The 16,536-nt window shown below is 63.1% G+C and carries 19 protein-coding genes, 1 tRNA gene and 2 pseudogenes; 8 read left to right on the forward strand and 14 right to left on the reverse strand.

Features of this window, described 5'->3' with window-relative positions:
• Window positions 1–158 precede the first annotated feature (158 nt).
• From WP12_RS05765 to rpmH, 8 genes are all read right to left on the reverse strand, one after another.
• Window positions 159–243 (reverse strand) — tRNA-Leu (locus WP12_RS05765).
• A gap of 42 nt (window positions 244–285) precedes the next feature.
• Entirely contained in the window at window positions 286–1,419 is a 1,134-nt protein-coding gene (dapE, locus tag WP12_RS05770) for a succinyl-diaminopimelate desuccinylase (protein WP_046192802.1), read from the reverse strand.
• A gap of 136 nt (window positions 1,420–1,555) precedes the next feature.
• Entirely contained in the window at window positions 1,556–2,230 is a 675-nt protein-coding gene (locus tag WP12_RS05775) for a glutathione S-transferase family protein (RefSeq protein ID WP_046192803.1), read from the reverse strand.
• Window positions 2,231–2,291: 61 nt separating this feature from the next.
• Window positions 2,292–2,930 carry a ribosome biogenesis GTP-binding protein YihA/YsxC gene (gene yihA, locus WP12_RS05780; RefSeq protein ID WP_235398988.1) on the reverse strand — a complete coding sequence of 213 codons (639 nt, stop codon included), beginning with the start codon at window positions 2,928–2,930 and terminating at the stop codon, window positions 2,292–2,294.
• 53 nt (window positions 2,931–2,983) lie between these two features.
• Window positions 2,984–4,720: a membrane protein insertase YidC gene (gene yidC / locus WP12_RS05785; protein WP_046192805.1), complete on the reverse strand. Its 1,737-nt coding sequence runs from the start codon at window positions 4,718–4,720 to the stop codon at window positions 2,984–2,986.
• An 86-nt stretch (window positions 4,721–4,806) separates the two neighbouring features.
• Complete coding sequence (yidD, locus tag WP12_RS05790; RefSeq protein WP_046192806.1) at window positions 4,807–5,019, reverse strand: membrane protein insertion efficiency factor YidD; 213 nt, start codon at window positions 5,017–5,019, stop codon at window positions 4,807–4,809.
• Window positions 5,016–5,336 (reverse strand): ribonuclease P protein component, encoded by a 321-nt coding sequence (rnpA, locus tag WP12_RS05795; protein WP_084690986.1) that lies wholly within the window; start codon window positions 5,334–5,336, stop codon window positions 5,016–5,018. The genes yidD and rnpA overlap by 4 nt, the downstream gene beginning before the upstream one ends.
• A gap of 17 nt (window positions 5,337–5,353) precedes the next feature.
• The gene (gene rpmH, locus WP12_RS05800) at window positions 5,354–5,488 is read right to left on the reverse strand and encodes a 50S ribosomal protein L34 (protein WP_046192808.1); all 135 of its coding nucleotides are present in this window, start codon (window positions 5,486–5,488) and stop codon (window positions 5,354–5,356) included.
• Window positions 5,489–5,741: 253 nt separating this feature from the next.
• On the opposite strand from rpmH, the gene WP12_RS05805 reads away from it, so the two are divergent.
• The 5 genes and pseudogenes from WP12_RS05805 to WP12_RS05830 all read left to right on the forward strand — a co-directional run bounded on the left by WP12_RS05805 (window position 5,742) and on the right by WP12_RS05830 (window position 8,452).
• Entirely contained in the window at window positions 5,742–6,242 is a 501-nt protein-coding gene (locus WP12_RS05805) for a DUF3251 domain-containing protein (RefSeq protein ID WP_046192809.1), read from the forward strand.
• 61 nt (window positions 6,243–6,303) lie between these two features.
• A pseudogene (locus WP12_RS05810) lies at window positions 6,304–7,029 on the forward strand (magnesium chelatase domain-containing protein); the annotation flags it as partial.
• Between the two features lie 67 nt (window positions 7,030–7,096).
• Entirely contained in the window at window positions 7,097–7,531 is a 435-nt protein-coding gene (locus WP12_RS05815; protein ID WP_046192810.1) for a hypothetical protein, read from the forward strand.
• Between the two features lie 131 nt (window positions 7,532–7,662).
• On the forward strand, window positions 7,663–8,061 hold the full coding sequence (locus tag WP12_RS23380; RefSeq protein ID WP_160299164.1) for an ImmA/IrrE family metallo-endopeptidase: 399 nt from the start codon (window positions 7,663–7,665) through the stop codon (window positions 8,059–8,061).
• Entirely contained in the window at window positions 8,054–8,452 is a 399-nt protein-coding gene (locus tag WP12_RS05830; protein WP_046192811.1) for a hypothetical protein, read from the forward strand. The genes WP12_RS23380 and WP12_RS05830 overlap by 8 nt, the downstream gene beginning before the upstream one ends.
• Here the strand turns inward: WP12_RS05830 and WP12_RS05835 are convergent, their stop codons facing one another.
• Complete coding sequence (locus tag WP12_RS05835) at window positions 8,453–9,409, reverse strand: IS1595 family transposase (protein WP_046192870.1); 957 nt, start codon at window positions 9,407–9,409, stop codon at window positions 8,453–8,455.
• Window positions 9,410–9,512: 103 nt separating this feature from the next.
• Here WP12_RS05835 and WP12_RS26430 point away from each other — a divergent pair, with 103 nt between their 5' ends.
• Window positions 9,513–9,752, forward strand: coding sequence for a DUF6471 domain-containing protein (locus WP12_RS26430; protein WP_084690987.1), 240 nt, complete (start codon window positions 9,513–9,515; stop codon window positions 9,750–9,752).
• A gap of 53 nt (window positions 9,753–9,805) precedes the next feature.
• On the opposite strand, the gene WP12_RS24740 is transcribed toward WP12_RS26430, so the two are convergent.
• The gene (locus tag WP12_RS24740) at window positions 9,806–10,567 is read right to left on the reverse strand and encodes a hypothetical protein (protein WP_152663908.1); all 762 of its coding nucleotides are present in this window, start codon (window positions 10,565–10,567) and stop codon (window positions 9,806–9,808) included.
• 73 nt (window positions 10,568–10,640) lie between these two features.
• Here WP12_RS24740 and WP12_RS05850 point away from each other — a divergent pair.
• A pseudogene (locus tag WP12_RS05850) lies at window positions 10,641–11,432 on the forward strand (YifB family Mg chelatase-like AAA ATPase); the annotation flags it as partial.
• 55 nt (window positions 11,433–11,487) lie between these two features.
• Window positions 11,488–11,736 carry a hypothetical protein gene (locus tag WP12_RS05855; protein ID WP_046192814.1) on the forward strand — a complete coding sequence of 83 codons (249 nt, stop codon included), beginning with the start codon at window positions 11,488–11,490 and terminating at the stop codon, window positions 11,734–11,736.
• Here the strand turns inward: WP12_RS05855 and WP12_RS05860 are convergent.
• The 4 genes from WP12_RS05860 to WP12_RS05875 all read right to left on the reverse strand — a co-directional run bounded on the left by WP12_RS05860 (window position 11,725) and on the right by WP12_RS05875 (window position 16,358).
• On the reverse strand, window positions 11,725–13,113 hold the full coding sequence (locus WP12_RS05860) for an alpha,alpha-trehalose-phosphate synthase (UDP-forming) (RefSeq protein ID WP_200894464.1): 1,389 nt from the start codon (window positions 13,111–13,113) through the stop codon (window positions 11,725–11,727). The genes WP12_RS05855 and WP12_RS05860 overlap by 12 nt on opposite strands.
• Window positions 13,110–14,906 (reverse strand): glycoside hydrolase family 15 protein, encoded by a 1,797-nt coding sequence (locus WP12_RS05865; RefSeq protein WP_046192872.1) that lies wholly within the window; start codon window positions 14,904–14,906, stop codon window positions 13,110–13,112. The genes WP12_RS05860 and WP12_RS05865 overlap by 4 nt, the downstream gene beginning before the upstream one ends.
• A complete protein-coding gene (otsB, locus tag WP12_RS05870) occupies window positions 14,903–15,658 on the reverse strand; it encodes a trehalose-phosphatase (RefSeq protein WP_046192816.1) in 756 nt (251 codons plus the stop codon). Before otsB ends, WP12_RS05865 begins: the two co-directional genes overlap by 4 nt.
• Window positions 15,659–16,010: 352 nt before the next feature.
• Window positions 16,011–16,358: a UrcA family protein gene (locus tag WP12_RS05875; RefSeq protein WP_046192817.1), complete on the reverse strand. Its 348-nt coding sequence runs from the start codon at window positions 16,356–16,358 to the stop codon at window positions 16,011–16,013.
• Window positions 16,359–16,536: the final 178 nt, after the last annotated feature.

The raw sequence follows: 16,536 nt of genomic DNA on the forward strand, positions 1-16,536 counted from the left end.
TTGCCCCGACAAAGCAAGCCGAAAGCGCACTTACCGACAAACTTTCGTCTAATCCGGCGCCGCCGACGCGGCCCGTAGCGGAAAGGCCGGCCGCGGTAAAAAATACCAAAATCTAGACAGGGCCAGCGCCGGTGCGCGGCGGGCGATCATGCGGAAGTTGGTGCGGGCGGTCGGAATCGAACCGACACTCCTTGCGGAACCGGATTTTGAGTCCGGCGCGTCTACCAGTTTCACCACGCCCGCACGGCGCGCAGCTATAACGCCTTGCACGGCCCGTGCAACCGCTCAGCAGCCGAGCGCCTTACGGGTGATCTCTTCATAGATATCGGCAAGCTGGTAGAGGTCGGCAATCGCCACCGCCTCGTCAAGCTTGTGCATCGTCGCGTTGCACAGGCCGAACTCGACAACCGGGCATATGCGCGACAGGAACCGGGCGTCGGAGGTGCCGCCCGTCGTCGACAACTGGGGCTCGAGCCCGGTCACTTTCCCGATCGCCGCTGCGATCATGCCGGAAAATTCACCGGGCGGGGTGATGAAGCTCTCACCGGAGATAACCGAGCGCAGTGTGGCGACGGGTGCATGGGCGGCTACGGTCGCGCGCACCAGTTCGACCAGGTCCGCGCCCTTATGTTCGTCGTTGAAACGGATATTGATCCGCGCGCGCGCCGTCGCCGGGATGACGTTGGTGGCGGCGTTCCCGACATCGATGCTGGTGATCTCAAGGTTGGACGGCTGGAACCAGTCATTTCCCTCGTCGAGATGGAGCGCCGCCAGCGCATCGAGCGCCTTGACCAGCGCCGGGATCGGATTGTCGGCGAGATGCGGATAGGCGACATGGCCCTGCGCGCCTTCATTGTCGATCCAGATATTGACCGAGCCACGCCGGCCGATCTTGATCATATCGCCGAGGCGGTGGGTCGAGGTCGGCTCACCAACCAGGCAGAGGTCGGGCCGGATGCCACGCTGGTTCATCCAGTCGATCAGCGCCACGGTCCCGTAGGTGGCGGGCCCCTCCTCATCGCCGGTGATGATCAGACTCAGTGTGCCCTTCTGAACGGTGATCCGCGCCGCCGCCGCGATGAAGGCGCCGATCGCCCCCTTCATGTCGACGGCGCCCCGGCCATAGAGCAGATCGCCGCGCACCGCAGGGATGAAGGGGTCGCCCTGCCAGCCTTCGCCCGGCGGCACCACGTCGCTATGCCCGGCAAAGGCGAAATGCGGCCCGCCCTCCCCGCGCGTCGCGAACAGATTCTCGACCGGCCCGTCGGGGGCTTCTCCCGCCACGAAGCGGTGGACGGTAAAACCGATCTCCTCCAACACCTCGGCGATAACAGCCATTGCCCCGGCGTCGGCCGGGGTCACGCTGGGACAGGCGATCAGGCGCTTGGTCAGCGCGACGGGGTCGATTGCATCGGTCACTCTGCCCGCCTAGCCTCCCCTGCACTTCCTGCAAAGGGCCGTAACGCCCCATGCCGAAGATCGGGATCTCACTTTCCTTCAGGGGTGGAGAGATACAGTGAGACTGCGCCTCTCGCTGGAATGACGAGAGATGTTTTCAGGCCTGCTCCGCCGCGCGTTCGAACTTGTCGATCACCCAGCTTTCGCCCGCCGCGCCCGCGCTCCATTCGACCATGAAGGGATGATTCCACACCGCCTGGCAATAGTCGGACGCCAGCGAGGGCAACGGGATCGAATAGGTGCGGAAGCGGGTGACCACCGGCGCGAACATGATGTCGACCGCGCCGAAACGTCCGAACAAATAGTCACCGCCTGTTCCGAACTCGCGCTTGGCCTGATCCCATAGCGAGGTGATACGCTGCACATCGGCGGAAACCTCCGGGGTCAGCGGCTCGGGCGCATAGACATGGCGAATGTTCATGGTGTGCTGCGAGCGCAGCGCGGTGTAGCCGGCGTGCATCTCGGACGCCATCGAGCGGGCCAGCGCGCGCGCCTTGTCATCCGCCGGCCAGAAACGGTCGCGCCCGACCTTGTCGGCGAGATAGTCGATGATCGCGAGGCTTTCCCATATCGCGGCATCGCCATCCCACAATATCGGCACCTTGCCGTTCGATGGGACGAGTTCGGGGTCCTGGCGGCGGCTTTCCCATGTATCGTCATAGAGCGACACGACCTCTTCCCCGAACGGCAGCCCCGACTGTTTGACCGCCAGCCAGCCGCGCAGCGACCAGCTCGAATAGACCTTGTTGCCGATATAGAGCTTGAGGGTCATCTGCGCCTCCCAGGTTGGATCGGAGGCGTTTAGCGAAGGTTCGCGCTACCTTCCACACCCATCAGTTGGACTGGATCGCTTCCAGCACCGCCGCGCGCAGCTCGGCGATGCCGAAATCCTTCTCGCTCGATGTCACCAGCAGCTTAGGATGAGCGGCGACATGCTTGCGTCCCTCGGCCTCGGTTGCGGCGCTGACTGCGGCGAGTTCGCTCGCCTTGATCTTGTCGGCCTTGGTGATGACGAGGTGATAGGTGACGGCCGCCTTGTCGAGCATGGTCATCACCTCACGGTCGACATCCTTGACGCCGTGACGCGCATCGATCAGCACCAGCGCGCGCTTGAGCACCACGCGGCCGCGCAGGTAATCGTTCACCAGATGCCGCCATTTGCGAACGACATCCTTCGGGGCCTTGGCAAAGCCATAGCCCGGCATGTCGACCAGCCGCATCACCGGCAACGCACCTTCCTCCGGCGCGCCGACATCGAAGAAGTTCAGTTCCTGCGTGCGTCCCGGAGTATTCGAGGTGCGCGCCAGCGCATTGCGGTTGGTCAGCCGGTTGAGCAGCGACGACTTGCCGACATTCGATCGGCCGGCAAAGGCGACCTCGGGCACGTCCGGATCGGGCAGGAATTTCAGATCGGGGGCGGACTTCAGGAACGTGACCGGGCCCGCGAACAGCTTGCGCGCCGGCTCGGTCAGGTCGGCTTCGGGCCGATCGCCATCAGGCTGTCCGCCTTCATGTTCGTTCCCGCTCACTTCTTCTTTGTCACGGTCACGGTTGCCGCCGAGGCGGGAATCTCCATCACCGGATATTGGCGATAGAGCCAGGCCTGCTGCGCGATGGTCAGGAAGTTGGACGTGATCCAGTAGATCAGCAGGCCGGCCGCGAAGGGGGCCATGATGAACATCATGATCCACGGCATCAGCGCCATCACCTGCTGCTGGGCGGGCTCCATCGGCGTCGGATTTAACCGGAACTGCAGCCACATCGACACGCCGAGCAGCAGCGCGAGGATGCCAAGACCCAGAAATGCGGGTGGGGTGAAGTCGAGCAAGCCGAACAGGTTGAGGAAATGCAGCGGATCGGGGGCCGACAGATCGCGGATCCACAGGATGAACGGCTGGTGGCGCATCTCGATCGTCACCATCAGCACCTTGTACAGCGCGTAGAAGACCGGGATCTGGACGAGGATCGGCAGACAGCCCGCGAGCGGATTGACCTTCTCTTCCTGATAGAGCTTGAGCAGCTCCTGCTGGAGCTTGGCCTTGTCGCCCTTGTGGCGCTCCTGCAGCTCCTTCATCTTCGGCTGGACGCGGCGCATGCCCGCCATCGAGCGGAACTGCTTTTGCGCGATCGGGAACATCAGCCCGCGCACCAGGAAGGTGAGGATGATGATCGCCACGCCGAAATTGCCCACCAGCTTAAACACCTGATCGAGCACCCAGAAGATCGGCTTCTCGATGACCCGGAACCAGCCCCAGTCGATCGCGCGGCTGAACATCGGCACGCCGAGCTCGGTCTCATAACGATCGAGCAGCGCGACTTCCTTGGCGCCCGCGAAGAAGCGCTGCGTAACCGCGCTGCTCTTGCCAGGACCGATCAGCACCGGCTTGCCGGTCTGCACCGCCTGATAGACCTTGGGAGCGGTTGACAGGAACCCGGCATCGACCGCCGACTTGCTATCGGGAACGAGCGCGGTCAGCCAATATTTGTCGCCGAAGCCCAGCCAGCCGCCGGTGCTGGCGAAACGGGTCCCGGCCTGGCCGGCCTCGTCGAGCTTTTCGAAGCTGAGATCGTAATTGGCGGTATCGTTGAACACGCCGATCGGGCCGGTGTGCAGCGTCCAGCTCGACGGATCCTTCGACACGCCGTCGCGCGCCACGAGGCCGTAGGGCCGCGCCGCGACCGCACCGACGCCGCTGTTCGCCAGCTTCTGCGTGACGGTGAACATATAGTCGGCGTCGACGGCGATCACCGTGTCGAACCGCTGTCCGCGCTGGTTGGTCCAGCTGAGCGTGACAGGCGTGCTCGGGGTCAGTTTCGTCCCCATAGCGGTCCAAATCGTGTTCGGGCCGGGCGCATCGACGCCGTCGCCGGTCCAGCCGAAGCCGGCATAATAGGCTTCGGGCGAGCCGCTGGGCGACAGCAGGCGGATCGGCGGCGAGTCCTTCGCCAGCGTTTCCTTGTAGGTCTTGAGCACCAGATCGTCGATCCGCGCTCCCTGCAGGTTGATCGAACCCGCCAGCTTCGGCGTATCGATCGCGATGCGCGGGGTCTCACCCAGCACCACGCCCCGCGCACGAATCGCGACCGGGCTGTCGGCGGCGGGATCTGCGCCGGGCTGGGGCAGGACCTGCTCCTTGCCGCCCTCGATCTTCGTGACGGGGGGCTTGGCGACCGGGAAGAATCGGTCGCTGAGCGCCTGCCATCCGAACAGGACGATCGCCGACAGGACGATCGCGAGGATCATGTTGCGCTGGTTATCCACCAAAAACTCCCGGAAATCCTAAGAGCGATTTCGAGCCGGAGGTAAATATCCGGCGACTCGGAAATCGCGCCAACCAATAACGCATGTCAGGGCACCGGATCGTAGCCGGAGCCACCCCAGGGGTGACAACGGCAAATCCGGCGGAGCCCGAGCCACCCGCCTTTGAGGGCGCCATAGCGCGAGACGGCCTCGATCGTATAGGCCGAACAGCTCGGCATGTATCGGCAGGTCGGTGGCAGGATCAGCGAAGGGCCCTTCTGCCACGCTTTCGCCAGCAGGATAATCGCCCGGCCGATCATTTGACGACCTTGCCCAGCGCCTTCACAAGATGCCCGCGAAGCTCGGCAAAATCCTGCTCGATTCCGCCCGCCCTGCCGATCAGGACATGATCTGCGCCAGCCACGCCCGCGACAGGCAGCAGCTCGCGCGCGAGCGCCCGGAAGCGTCGCTTCATTCGGTTGCGGACGACCGCATTACCGATCTTCTTGGTAACGGTGATGCCGAGGCGCATGACGGGATCGTCATCGCCACGAGGCCGGACGAGCAGGACGAAGCCGGGCATCGGCGCACGCCTACCGTTATTGGCCGCCAGAAAATCTGCGCGGCGCTCAAGCACCGCGTAGGGGCTCTGGATCAGGCTGACAGCTTTATGCGGCCACGGGCGCGGCGGGCGGCCAGAATCTTGCGGCCACCGGGGGTCGCGCTGCGCGAACGGAAGCCATGGCGCCGCTTGCGGACCAGGTTGCTCGGCTGGAAAGTGCGCTTCATCGTCTCTGCCTCAAATTCAAAACAAAAGGGCCGCCGAACCTGCGGCAGCCGCTAACGAGGGTGCGCTTAGGCAAAAGGCCAGCATGAGTCAATCAATCTACGCGGCAAAAAGGCCGTTCGCAGGCTGCCGGCTTCACTACCCCATAACGTCAGCGCAGCGAAGGAGCGTCCGATCGCCAAGGCTCCGGGTCATGGCTCTTTTTCGTTTCACATGCGTTCGGAACGGAAATGAGAACTCTTCAGGGAGGACGATATGCGCCGATCCGCCATTGCCTTGCTTCTGCTGCTGCCTACACTCAGCGCCTGTAACTCCAAGACCGATCAGCGGTTAAAAGCCATCGAGGACCGGCTGGCCAAGGCCGAGACCTCGCTGGGCGAGCACAAGGCGATCACCCTGCGGCCTGGCGACACCGGCTATGGCCTGATCGATACCGATGTGGGCCGCATCCCGGTGGCGATTGCCGAAGTGCAACCGCAGGCGGGCGGATCGCGCGTCGTCCTCGACTTCGGCAATCCCAGCACCGCACGGCTGACCGGCATGACCGCGAAGATCGAATGGGGCGGCAATGACAGTAAGGGGCTGCCGCTTCCCGCCAATGGCGCGCACATGATCAACTTCGCCGCACCACAGCCGCTGCTGCCCGGCAGCTGGCGGCAATATCCGGTCGATCTCGCCGGCTTCGCGCCGGCCCGATTGGGCTGGGTGCGGATATCCGCCTTCGATAGCGGGACGGTCGATCTGCTCAGCCAATAATCCGCTCGACATCCAAATCATCCCCCGCCTAGAACAGGCCGAGAACATCGGGGGCTGATCAATGGTTTCGCATGTCGCGACGGTCGCGTTTCTGGGACTGGAGGCGCGCGCCGTCGAGGTGCAGGTGCAGATCGCGCCGGGGATGCCGAAATTCCTCGTGGTCGGATTGCCCGACAAGGCGGTCGGCGAAAGCCGTGAGCGGGTCCATGCCGCGCTGTCGGCAATCGGGCTCGCACTGCCGCCCAAGCGGATCACGGTCAATCTCTCGCCTGCCGACCTGCCCAAGGAAGGATCGCATTACGACCTGCCGATCGCACTCGGCCTGCTCGGCGCGATGGGCGTGATCGATGCCGAGACGCTGGCGTCTTACGTCGTTGTCGGCGAACTCGGACTCGACGGCCGGGTCGCCCCCGCGCCGGGCGTGCTGCTCGCCGCGCTCCATGCCTCCGAGCGCGATCTCGGCCTGATTTGCCCGGCGGCGCAGGGCCCGGAGGCTGCCTGGGCGGGCAATATCGAGGTGCTGGCCGCGCCCGACCTGCTATCGCTGATCGGCCATTTCAAGGGCGGCGCACCGCTGGCCCCGCCGCAACCAGGCATTGCCGACGCCCCTGTCATCCTGGCCGACCTCAAGCAGGTGAAGGGCCAGGAAACCGCCAAGCGCGCGCTGGAGATTGCGGCGGCTGGCGGGCATAACCTGCTGATGAGCGGCCCGCCCGGCGCGGGCAAATCCCTGATGGCGGCGTGCCTGCCGGGCATATTGCCCGATCTTACTCCGGCGGAAGCGCTCGGCATTATGTAGCAATTGCACCAACGCCCGCATCCCCATTTCTGGGGATATGCCTTAATTTGCACCCATGACAGATTACATGGTGACGGGCCTCGTCAAGAAACGGGCAGAGCTGGCCGGGGAACTGGCGAACATCCACAACCGGGTCGCGCAACTGGTGCGGGATATCGAGCATCTGGACGCGACGTTGCAGATCGTAGCGCCGCATGTCGTACCCGAAGCCATCCCGCCGCGCCTGTTTCAGCCGCCCGAAGATTGGAGCAAGCGCGGGCAGATGAGCCGCCTTGTGCTGGGTATCCTCCGCAACGCGCGTGAACCGCTGGCATCCCGCGACATAGCCTCTCAGCTTATCCTAGAGCGCGGCATGGCTATGGATATGAAGCTGCTCCGGCTGATGACGAAGCGCGTCGGGTCGGCGCTCCGGGACAAGCGCGAGAAGGGGCTTGTGCGCACCGTGGAGGGTGCGGGATTGTATCAGTTGTGGGAGATTGTCAAGCTCTAGGGCTTTACGCGGCGTGGGAGATTCCCTACATATGTTCCATGGTTGCGCTTCTAGAACGAGCTAGGTGGAAAGAGGCCGCTTCAAAGGCTAGCGACCTTACACGCCCCTACTCGGCACCCCCGATTCCCGTCTTGGAAATAGCCGAAACGCAGGGCGTTGACGTCGTGTTCGCCGATTTTGGTGAAGCCGGCGAGCGTGTGGCTGGGTTCTGTGATTTCGAGAGCGGGAAGCTCTATGTCAATGCAAACGACCCGGTCGCGCGACAAACGTTCACGATAGCTCATGAGCTGGGCCATTGGGTGCTCCATCGGAGGTTTTTTGAGGAAAACCCCGACGAGTATAGTATTCTGCCGCGCTTCCAGAAGCCGTCTGCTAAGAACCCTTTTGAACAGGAAGCTAATCACTTCGCTGCAAATCTACTTGTGCCGAAGCGGTTGCTTGCCCCGGTGAAGGATGCAGGGGCAACGGTTCTGGCAAAGGTGTTTGGCGTTTCTCGGGAAATGATGGAAAATCGACTCAAGAATGTCTGATGCTGATGGCGAGAAGCTTCCATCAGTTGGAGAACTGAAGGCTAAAATAGCCGCTCAGACGGGCAGTCTAATTGCAGATCAAGCAATCCGGGCAGAGGTTGAGTTCGCTAGGCGCTTTGATCGACAAGCCATAGTAGGCCAAGAGGAATATGAGCATCTAAGAGGACTGCGCGGCCACTATAAGCACAAAGGCCTGTGGTCTTATTTCATAGCTGCATTGATGGCAGCTATGATTGGTTTTCAATGCTATTTATTGAAGCAAGTCGGGCTTGGTCTGTGGGATTTCTCGCAATATACTTGGCTGCTACCAGCCCTGCTAGTTCAAAACTTAGCTCGAGTTATTGCCTTGGCCGTGGTCGTGGTGAAATCCTTATTTAAAGACATGAAATGATTAAGCTGCCCGCTGCCAGTATCCCGCAAACTTGCGCGACTGGCTCGACGCGAGGGCCAGCGAGCCCACCATAGCCGCCTGCGCACCGTTCGAAGCGCGCCGGTTATCTTCGCGAAAGGAAGCCTCGTTCGCATAGCTGGCGAGGTACGGGCCCGCGATGTGATGGTGCGTGCCCACTTCCATGCGGCGCAGGCGCGAGAAGTAGCTTTCGGCCTGATTGGTGCAGACACCCTTGTCCATGTAGCGGAACGAGTGATTGACGCGGCCCGTATCGTAGGAAGCGTGGAGAGCATCCCATGCGGTGCCTTCGTCCGCGTGGACAGTCGCGCCAGTCTCGATGACCGAACGGATGAAGGGGACGCCCTGCGCTTCGGTGCGACCGATGAAAGTCAGGGTACGACCCCCGCGCGAACGGGCAACCACGACAACCTGACGCTTACCGGTCTGGTTTTCCAGAAGGCGGCGATCCTTGCGGTCTGACTTCTCATTGGCGGGCTTGCTGTAGCCGCCGAAATACGCGCCATCGACCTCGACAACGCCGCCGATCGTCGCGCCCATGTTCTCGCGCGCCATCGCCTCGCGCAGCTTGTGCGAGAGGACGAAGGCCGTCTTGTACTGGCAATCCAGATCGCGGCTCATTTGGATGGCCGAAATGCCCTTGGCGCCGTTCACGAAGATGACGATCGCGGCGAGCAGATCTGTGAAGCTCATCTTGCGCGAGGCGAAGATGGTGCCCGACGTAACCGAGAACTGGTGATGGCAGGCAACGCACTTGAAGCGACGGCGGGTGCTGATCTCGTAGGTCTCGACACAGCCGCAACGCGGGCACACTGCCTCGCCGTCGGTCTCAGCCCAGCGCAAACGCTTGAACGTCTCGTAAGCCTTGTCTTCGCCCATCTGGAAAACGCCCTTGAGGCTGAGGGTGCGGGCGGCGGCGGAGAGGAGAAAGTGTTGCATGTCATCATATCCGGTGATGTTATGCACTGGATATGATGGTTGATATAACCGAAGTCAAGGGTGTATATCATCATAAGCGATGATATTTTAGGATTGATCCATTATGGTGGCAAAGTCAGATCCCGTGAACGTCGAGTATGAGACTCGCGCGAAAAACCTGCTTAAGGGTGAGTTGAAGCGACGGGGGGTCACTTATGCTCAGCTTGCGGAAAAGCTGGCGTCGATTGGCGTCACAGAGAACGAGCGCAATCTCAATAACAAGATCAGCCGGGGCGGCTTTACGGCTGCGTTCCTGCTTCAATGCTTAGAGGCCATAGACGCCTCATCGCTACAATTGCGGTAGCGATTTCTGGTGCGGCTGTTGTTGGCGTCGTAAACTGGCCTGCGAGGCCTTTTCTACAAACCTATCAGTACGATGATCCCACCGCCGACAAGTACAATGCCGGCGGTAGCTCCTGCCAGGCAGAGGCCATAGCCGCGATCACCGATCGGCAGAAGGCTGCGCGCAAGCAGGACGCCTGCGCCGAGGCCGCCGATAGCCATAAGCACAACACCCAAGATCTTATTCAACAGACTAGGGCGGCTAGTGCAGCCGAGGCCCAGGCCGATATTGCAGCCCAAGCGCTTTGGATGACGTTTGTTCAAACCATTGGCGGGTGGCTTACAATGATCGCCGCCATCGCCGCAGCCTTCTACGCGCGGGATGCGGCCATCGCTGGACGCGAAACGCATCGAGCTACCATTGTTTTTGAGGATGGCTTTTTCGTTTTGGAAGCTGAGAACTGCGGCAAGGTCAACACTCAAAGCGCTGGCTATACGGGTATAATTTTCAGTTTCGATCTCTACGCGATCAACATCGGAAGATCGCCGCTTCTCCTGCGACGGTTGACGATCGATGGAACTGAGATCGAGCGCGATACGCTGATCGCCGTTGGTGCGCGTGGCCTTATAGGGGACAGGATGGAGATTAAAGCTCCAGCTTACGGCGATTTCCCGTGCACTGCCATTTATTCGACGTCCATATGGGAAGTTGTAGAATATAGCTTCGTGATAAAGATCACTGCCGAAGGCGGGTTCGGAACTGGCATTCGTGCGACCTCGGGAACCCTCAAGCACATCACTAAGCGAGAATAGTGCCGCCAAAACCGCACTAATCACCGAAACCTCCGGCAGTTGTCACCGCATACGATGATGTTCGTATCGGCCTTGGTGCAATTGCTACATAATGCCGGAAGCGCTCGAAGTATCGATGGTCGCCTCGGTTGCGGGGGAGTTGCAGGACGGGCGGCTGAGCCGCGCCCGCCCTTTCCGTAGCCCGCATCATTCGGCGTCGATGGCGGCGCTGGTCGGCGGCGGCCTGCGCGTCCGCCCCGGAGAGGTCAGCCTCGCCCATCTCGGCGTGCTGTTTCTCGACGAGTTGCCCGAGTTCCAGCGGACCGTGCTCGATTCGCTGCGCCAGCCGCTGGAGACCGGCAAGGTTTCGGTCGCGCGGGCCAATGCCCACGTAACCTTCCCGGCGCGGGTCCAGCTTATCGCGGCGATGAACCCGTGCCGCTGCGGCCATCTCGGCGACGCCGCCCTCGCCTGCTCGCGCGCGCCGAAATGCGCGGTCGATTACCAGACCAAGCTGTCGGGACCGCTGCTCGACCGGATCGACCTCCATGTCGACGTCGCGGCGGTCAGCGCCGCCGACCTCGTCCTGCCTCCGCCCGCCGAGGGCTCGGCAGAAGTCGCCGCGCGCGTCGCGGCGGCCCGCGCCATTCAGACGGCCCGTTATGCGGACCATGGCGTGCGCACCAATGCCGAGGCCGACGGCGAGGTGCTCGACAAGGCCGCGACGCCGGACGACGCCGGGCGCAAATTACTGGCGCAGGCTGCGGAGGCGATGCGCCTGTCCGCGCGCGGCTATCACCGGGTGCTGAAAGTCGCGCGGACGGTAGCCGATCTGGCGGAAGCAGAGACAGTCCAACGGATGCATATCGCCGAAGCGCTCAGCTATCGGCGGCGCATGCCAGTGAATTGAGCGAACAGATACCCGCACGCATCGTTTGCCCGGATGGCTCCTATCTTAGCGGATCATGCAGCATATCCGCTCCAAGGCGGGCGAGATCGTCACCGCCAATCCCCGCTGGGATCGGCGCTTCTGGAACCTGCAGGTCACAGATGTCCGCGAGGAGGTGATCGAACTGCGCGTCCTCGTCACCGCGCGCGACGCGGCGATCGTCTTTGACCTGCGCTGCGACGTGCGTGAGGCGCTGCTCGCCTTCATCGCGCAGGAGATGCCAGAGGCGCTGCCGCGCTGCCGCCAGCTTCAGCTACGCGACTGACTGTTGCACGCCCTCCAGCGCCTCGGTGAACCGCTTGCGCCACCACAGCACATCCTCGGCGACGATATTGTCCATGCAGGCCCGCCAGCGCGCTTTGCGTTCATCGAGCGGCATCTGGAGCCCCTGCTTGATCGCGTCGGCAATCTCCTCGGGGCTGTACGGATTGATCAGCAGCGCGTCGGTCAGTTGCTCCGCGGCCCCCGCGAAGCGCGAAAGGATCAGCACGCCGGGATCCTCCGGGTCCTGCGCGGCGACATATTCCTTGGCAACGAGGTTCATCCCGTCGCGCAACGGCGTAACCAGCCCGATCTTCGCGGCGCGATAAATGCCTGCCAATCTGTCGCGCGGATAGCCACGATTGACGTAGCGTATCGGCACCCATTCGACATCGGCATAGGCGCCGTTGATCCGGCCCGACAGTGAATCGAGCGACGAGCGGATTTCACGGTAGCTCTGCACGTCACCGCGCGACGGCGGCGCGATCTGAAGCAGGAAGACCTCGCCATGCAGCGCTTCGTCGGTCTGGAGTAGCCGCTCATAGCCGAGAAAGCGTTCCTCCAGGCCCTTGGAATAATCGAGCCGGTCGACCCCGATGATCATGTCGCGGCCATTGCTGCTCTGACGCATCCGGTAGCAGGCATAGCGCGCGGCCGATGATTCGGTCGCTTCGAGGAAATTGGCCGTGTCGATCCCGATCGGACAGGCGATCGCGACCATCGATCGATCGCCGACCGTCACGCGCCCATCCTCGCCGATCGTCCCGCCCATTTCCTGGCGGACATAATCGTGGAAGCTGCCCAGCGAATCCTGCGTCTGAAAACCGACCACGTCATAGGCGAACAGCGTCTCGACCAGTTGGCGGTGATTGGGCAGCGACAGCAACAGTCGGTACGGCGGCCAGGGGATGTGCAGGAAATAGCCCATCCGGTTGCCGATGCCGCGATCGCGCAGATACTGGCCGAGCGGGAACATATGATAGTCATGGACCCAGACGAGGTCATCAGCCTCGATCAGCGGCTCCAGCGTCTCGGCGAAGCGCTGGTTGACCCGCTCATAGCCCTCGGCGAACCCGCTCTCGAACTCGGCCAGGTCCATTCGGTAATGGAACAGCGGCCAGAGCGTCCGGTTGGCATAGCCATTATAATATTCGTCGACGTCCTGCTCCTCAAGGTCGATCGTCGCGGTGGTGACGCCATAGTTGCGCTGCAAATTGATATGGCCGGTGAACTGATCGGTGGTCTCACCCGACCAGCCAAACCAGATGCCGCTCGATTCGCGCAGCGCCGCCGACAGCGCGACCGCAAGCCCCCCCTGATTGCCGCCACCCTCGCCGCTCGGCGGCTGGACGCGGTTGGAAACGATGATCAGCCGGCTCATCGGACGGAATTCCACGGCTTGCTGAGCAGGGCGGCGCAATTGATCACGCCGACCAGCGAATAGGTCTGCGGATAATTACCCCATAGTTCGCCGGTCGCCGGGTCGATATCCTCCGACAGCAGTCCGGCGCGGGTTCTCCGCGACAGCATTTCCTCGAACAATTCCCGCGCATCCTCTGTTCTGCCCGTCAGCCACAATGCTTCGATCAGCCAGAAGGTGCAGACGTTGAAAGCGGTATGCGGCAGGCCGAAATCATCTTCGGTCGCATAGCGCAGCATGTGCGAGCCGCGCCGCAACCCTTCCTCGACCGCGCGCAACGTTCCCTGGAAGCGTTCGTCGCCGGGCTTCACGAAGCGAAGGTCGAGCAGCTGGATCAGGCTCGCGTCGAGATCGTCGCCGCCGAAGGTCGCGGAGATACGCTGTGTATCCTCGCGCCAGGCGGCGTCCTCGATCCGGGCCCTGATCCGGTCGGCGCGATCACGCCAGAAGACCTCGCGCTCGGGCATCTCCAGCGCCGCCGCGGCATTGGCGAGCCGGTCGCACGCCGCCCAGCACATCGCCACCGAATAGGTGTGGACATGGCTCTTGGTGCGCAGCTCCCACAACCCCGCATCGGGCTTGTCATGAACATCCCAGGCATGCTCCCCGACCTTTTCGAGCGCGCGGAAATCCTCGGCCCCCGCCATCCGATAGAGCCGCCGATCGAAGAATGCCTGCGCGTTCGACAGGATGATCTGGCCATAGGCGTCGTGCTGGATCTGCTCATAAGCCTGGTTGCCGACCCGCACCGGACCCATGCCGCGATAACCGTTCAGCGAGGTCTCGATCCGCTCGGTCAGCGTCGCTTCGCCGCCGACGCCATAGAGCGGCTGGATATGTCCACCCTTGGCGTTGTCGACGATGTTGCGCAGATATTCGAGATAGCCTTCGAGCACATCAAGCGCGCCCAGCCGGTTGAGCGCCTGCACCGTGTAATAAGCGTCGCGGATCCAGCAGTAGCGATAATCCCAGTTGCGCTCGGACCCGGCATGTTCGGGGATCGATGTGGTCAGCGCGGCGACGATCGCGCCGGTCTCCTCATGTTGGCACAGCTTCAGGCTGATCGCCGAGCGGATCACCGCCTCCTGCCATTCGACCGGCGTGGCGAGCGCGCGCACCCATTTGCGCCACTCCTGCGCGGTATGTTCGAGCATCGTGTCGAGCGTATCGCCGATGTCGCCGACGAAGCTCTCGTCGGGGCCGAGGAAGAAGTGCAGCGGCCGTTCTACACGGAACAGCCGCTCGCTCTCGATCCAGCCGATCGGCGCGGAAGTGCTGAGTCGCAGCGTCGTATCGTCCAGCATGTAGCGGATGTGGTTGGATCCGTGCGTCCGCACCGGATCGGCCGAACCCCAGCCTCGCGCGGGCCGCAGCCGCACGCGGATACGCGGGCTGCCCGCCACCGGTCGGACGATCCGGACGAAGGCGACCGGACGGTACATCCGGCCATGGCGGAAGTGGCGCGGGCAGAAATCGGTTACTTCGATCGCGTTGCCGGCGCTGTCGGTCTGGCGGGTGACCAGGATCGGCGTGTTGCGCAGATAATGCTGCTCGGTCTCGACGCAGTCCTCAATGTCGATTTCCCAGAAGCCGCGCGCGCCCTCGGCGGAGGGCGGATTGTCGTCGAGCAGCGAGCAGAACGCGGGATCGCCGTCGACCCGGGGCACGCAGGCCCAGACGAAGCGGCCGGCGCGGTCGATCAGTGCGGAGACCTGGCAGTTACCGATCGGCCAGAGGTCGAGCGTCGCGGTCATGCCGCCTGCTCCCATAGCCAGCGGCGGACCGCACCGACATCCGCGAGCGCGTGGCGCGCCGCCGTCTCGCGCCCGCCGCCGACGATGATGCCGAAGCCGCCCATCCCGCCCGCGAGCTGCATTGCGGGCTCGTCGGTCAGGTCGTCGCCGATCACGATCGGCAAGGTGCCCGCCATTGGCGGTTCCGCCATCAATGCGGCGACCGCCTCCCCCTTGTCCCAGCCGGGACCACGAATTTCGACCATCATCTTGCCGGGCTGGACCTCCAGCCCGTAGCGTTCGGCGATCGCATAGGCGCGGCGATTGACCGGCTCCTCCAGGATCGGCGCGACGCGATAGTGCATCGCCACGCCATGGCTCTTCTCCTCGATGATCATTTCGGGATGGCCCGCGCCATAGCCCCTTACGTCTGTGATCGCAGCGTCGAGCCCGTCGGGTCGCGGCGGTTGGACCAGATGTCCGTCGCGGCGCACCTCGGCGCCATGGCTCCCTGCCATCGCGATATCATGGGCGATCGGCCCGATCATGTGATCCAGCTGTTGGAGCGACCGGCCGCTGACCAATGCAAGACGCCTCGGAAAACGGGTCCCGAGTGCGGTTAGAAGTTCGAGGAGCTCGGTATCGGCGCGCACAAGGTCGGGGCGATCGACGAGCGGCACCAACGTGCCGTCGAAATCGACGAACAGGCTGTGCCGCGACGTTTCGATCGCGGGCGGCGGCGATAGCACCGGCTGGTTGGTGCGGGACAGCATTTCATTCCTTCGCTGCAATTACAGGAGCCAAATCAAGCGCTTCGTTGCCCACCCGGGCATTTGCCGAGATGGGCTGAAGAGAGGACGCCCGGAAGCGGGCTCAGGTTCCGTTGCAGGTGCGAAGCAAAAAAGTTGCGGGATTTCAGCCGAAATGGAAAGCACCCCCGGGCAAGGGAGCCCGGAGGTGCGTCCCACGCGGAGGAAATTGCCAGTCCGGCCGCGTGTACCTTGGCTATGAAAACTGGGCGCCTCCCGGGGGCGGATAGGCGTGGGGGCCCGGGAGGCTGGGGGATTTCGAAGCGGATGCCGGCTCGAAGATCGCGGTCAACGGAAGGTCGGGCTGGTAAGCTGTTTACTTTGCCGCGAGCGAAACCCGGCTGTTCTCGGCAAGCTGCGTGCCGGCATTGGCGAGCGCCAGCTCGACCTGCGGCATAGCGCGAGCCACGGCGATCTTGGCGCAGGTCCTGGATTCCATCGCCTGGTCGAGCGACCTGTCGCCGTTGACGTCGCAGACCCGCTTCGCAGCGCGCTCGACCCGAACGGTCAGCGCCTTTGCGCCGTCGGCGCTGGCGAGATTCAGGTCGTCATAGCGTACTTCGGTGCTCTTGGTCGGCTCCGCGGCATAGGCCGGGAAGGAGAGCGTTGCGGTGCTCGCGGCGGCAGCGGCGAGAAGGGCGAGGAAAGTGGTCGAGCGGGTCATGTCAAAATCTCCTATTGTGGTCCGGACTGGGGTGGCGACCTTCGTCCGGTAAATCTGTCTGACGGCTGCCCGGTATTTTCGCTGCCGGGCCGTCGTTGAGAAACCAACTATGCCAATGGCCGTTTTCCCGCATGCAGGCTTCGACCGACCGCGCCATTGCCTCCACGAAGCGGCAGAC

Source organism: Sphingomonas sp. SRS2, assembly GCF_000971055.1.
In the GTDB taxonomy this organism is placed as follows: Bacteria; Pseudomonadota; Alphaproteobacteria; order Sphingomonadales; family Sphingomonadaceae; genus Rhizorhabdus.

Bases quoted from the DNA above. Each gene is read 5' to 3' on its own strand.
- WP12_RS05775 (WP_046192803.1), bottom strand. From the start codon at position 2,230: ATGACCCTCAAGCTCTATATCGGCAACAAGGTCTATTCGAGCTGGTCG.
- yidD (WP_046192806.1), bottom strand. From the start codon at position 5,019: ATGATCGGCCGGGCGATTATCCTGCTGGCGAAAGCGTGGCAGAAGGGC.
- rpmH (WP_046192808.1), bottom strand. From the start codon at position 5,488: ATGAAGCGCACTTTCCAGCCGAGCAACCTGGTCCGCAAGCGGCGCCAT.
- WP12_RS05805 (WP_046192809.1), top strand. From the start codon at position 5,742: ATGCGCCGATCCGCCATTGCCTTGCTTCTGCTGCTGCCTACACTCAGC.
- WP12_RS05815 (WP_046192810.1), top strand. From the start codon at position 7,097: ATGACAGATTACATGGTGACGGGCCTCGTCAAGAAACGGGCAGAGCTG.
- WP12_RS05830 (WP_046192811.1), top strand. From the start codon at position 8,054: ATGTCTGATGCTGATGGCGAGAAGCTTCCATCAGTTGGAGAACTGAAG.
- WP12_RS05835 (WP_046192870.1), bottom strand. From the start codon at position 9,409: ATGCAACACTTTCTCCTCTCCGCCGCCGCCCGCACCCTCAGCCTCAAG.
- WP12_RS26430 (WP_084690987.1), top strand. From the start codon at position 9,513: ATGGTGGCAAAGTCAGATCCCGTGAACGTCGAGTATGAGACTCGCGCG.
- WP12_RS05855 (WP_046192814.1), top strand. From the start codon at position 11,488: ATGCAGCATATCCGCTCCAAGGCGGGCGAGATCGTCACCGCCAATCCC.
- WP12_RS05860 (WP_200894464.1), bottom strand. From the start codon at position 13,113: ATGAGCCGGCTGATCATCGTTTCCAACCGCGTCCAGCCGCCGAGCGGC.
- WP12_RS05865 (WP_046192872.1), bottom strand. From the start codon at position 14,906: ATGACCGCGACGCTCGACCTCTGGCCGATCGGTAACTGCCAGGTCTCC.
- otsB (WP_046192816.1), bottom strand. From the start codon at position 15,658: ATGCTGTCCCGCACCAACCAGCCGGTGCTATCGCCGCCGCCCGCGATC.
- WP12_RS05875 (WP_046192817.1), bottom strand. From the start codon at position 16,358: ATGACCCGCTCGACCACTTTCCTCGCCCTTCTCGCCGCTGCCGCCGCG.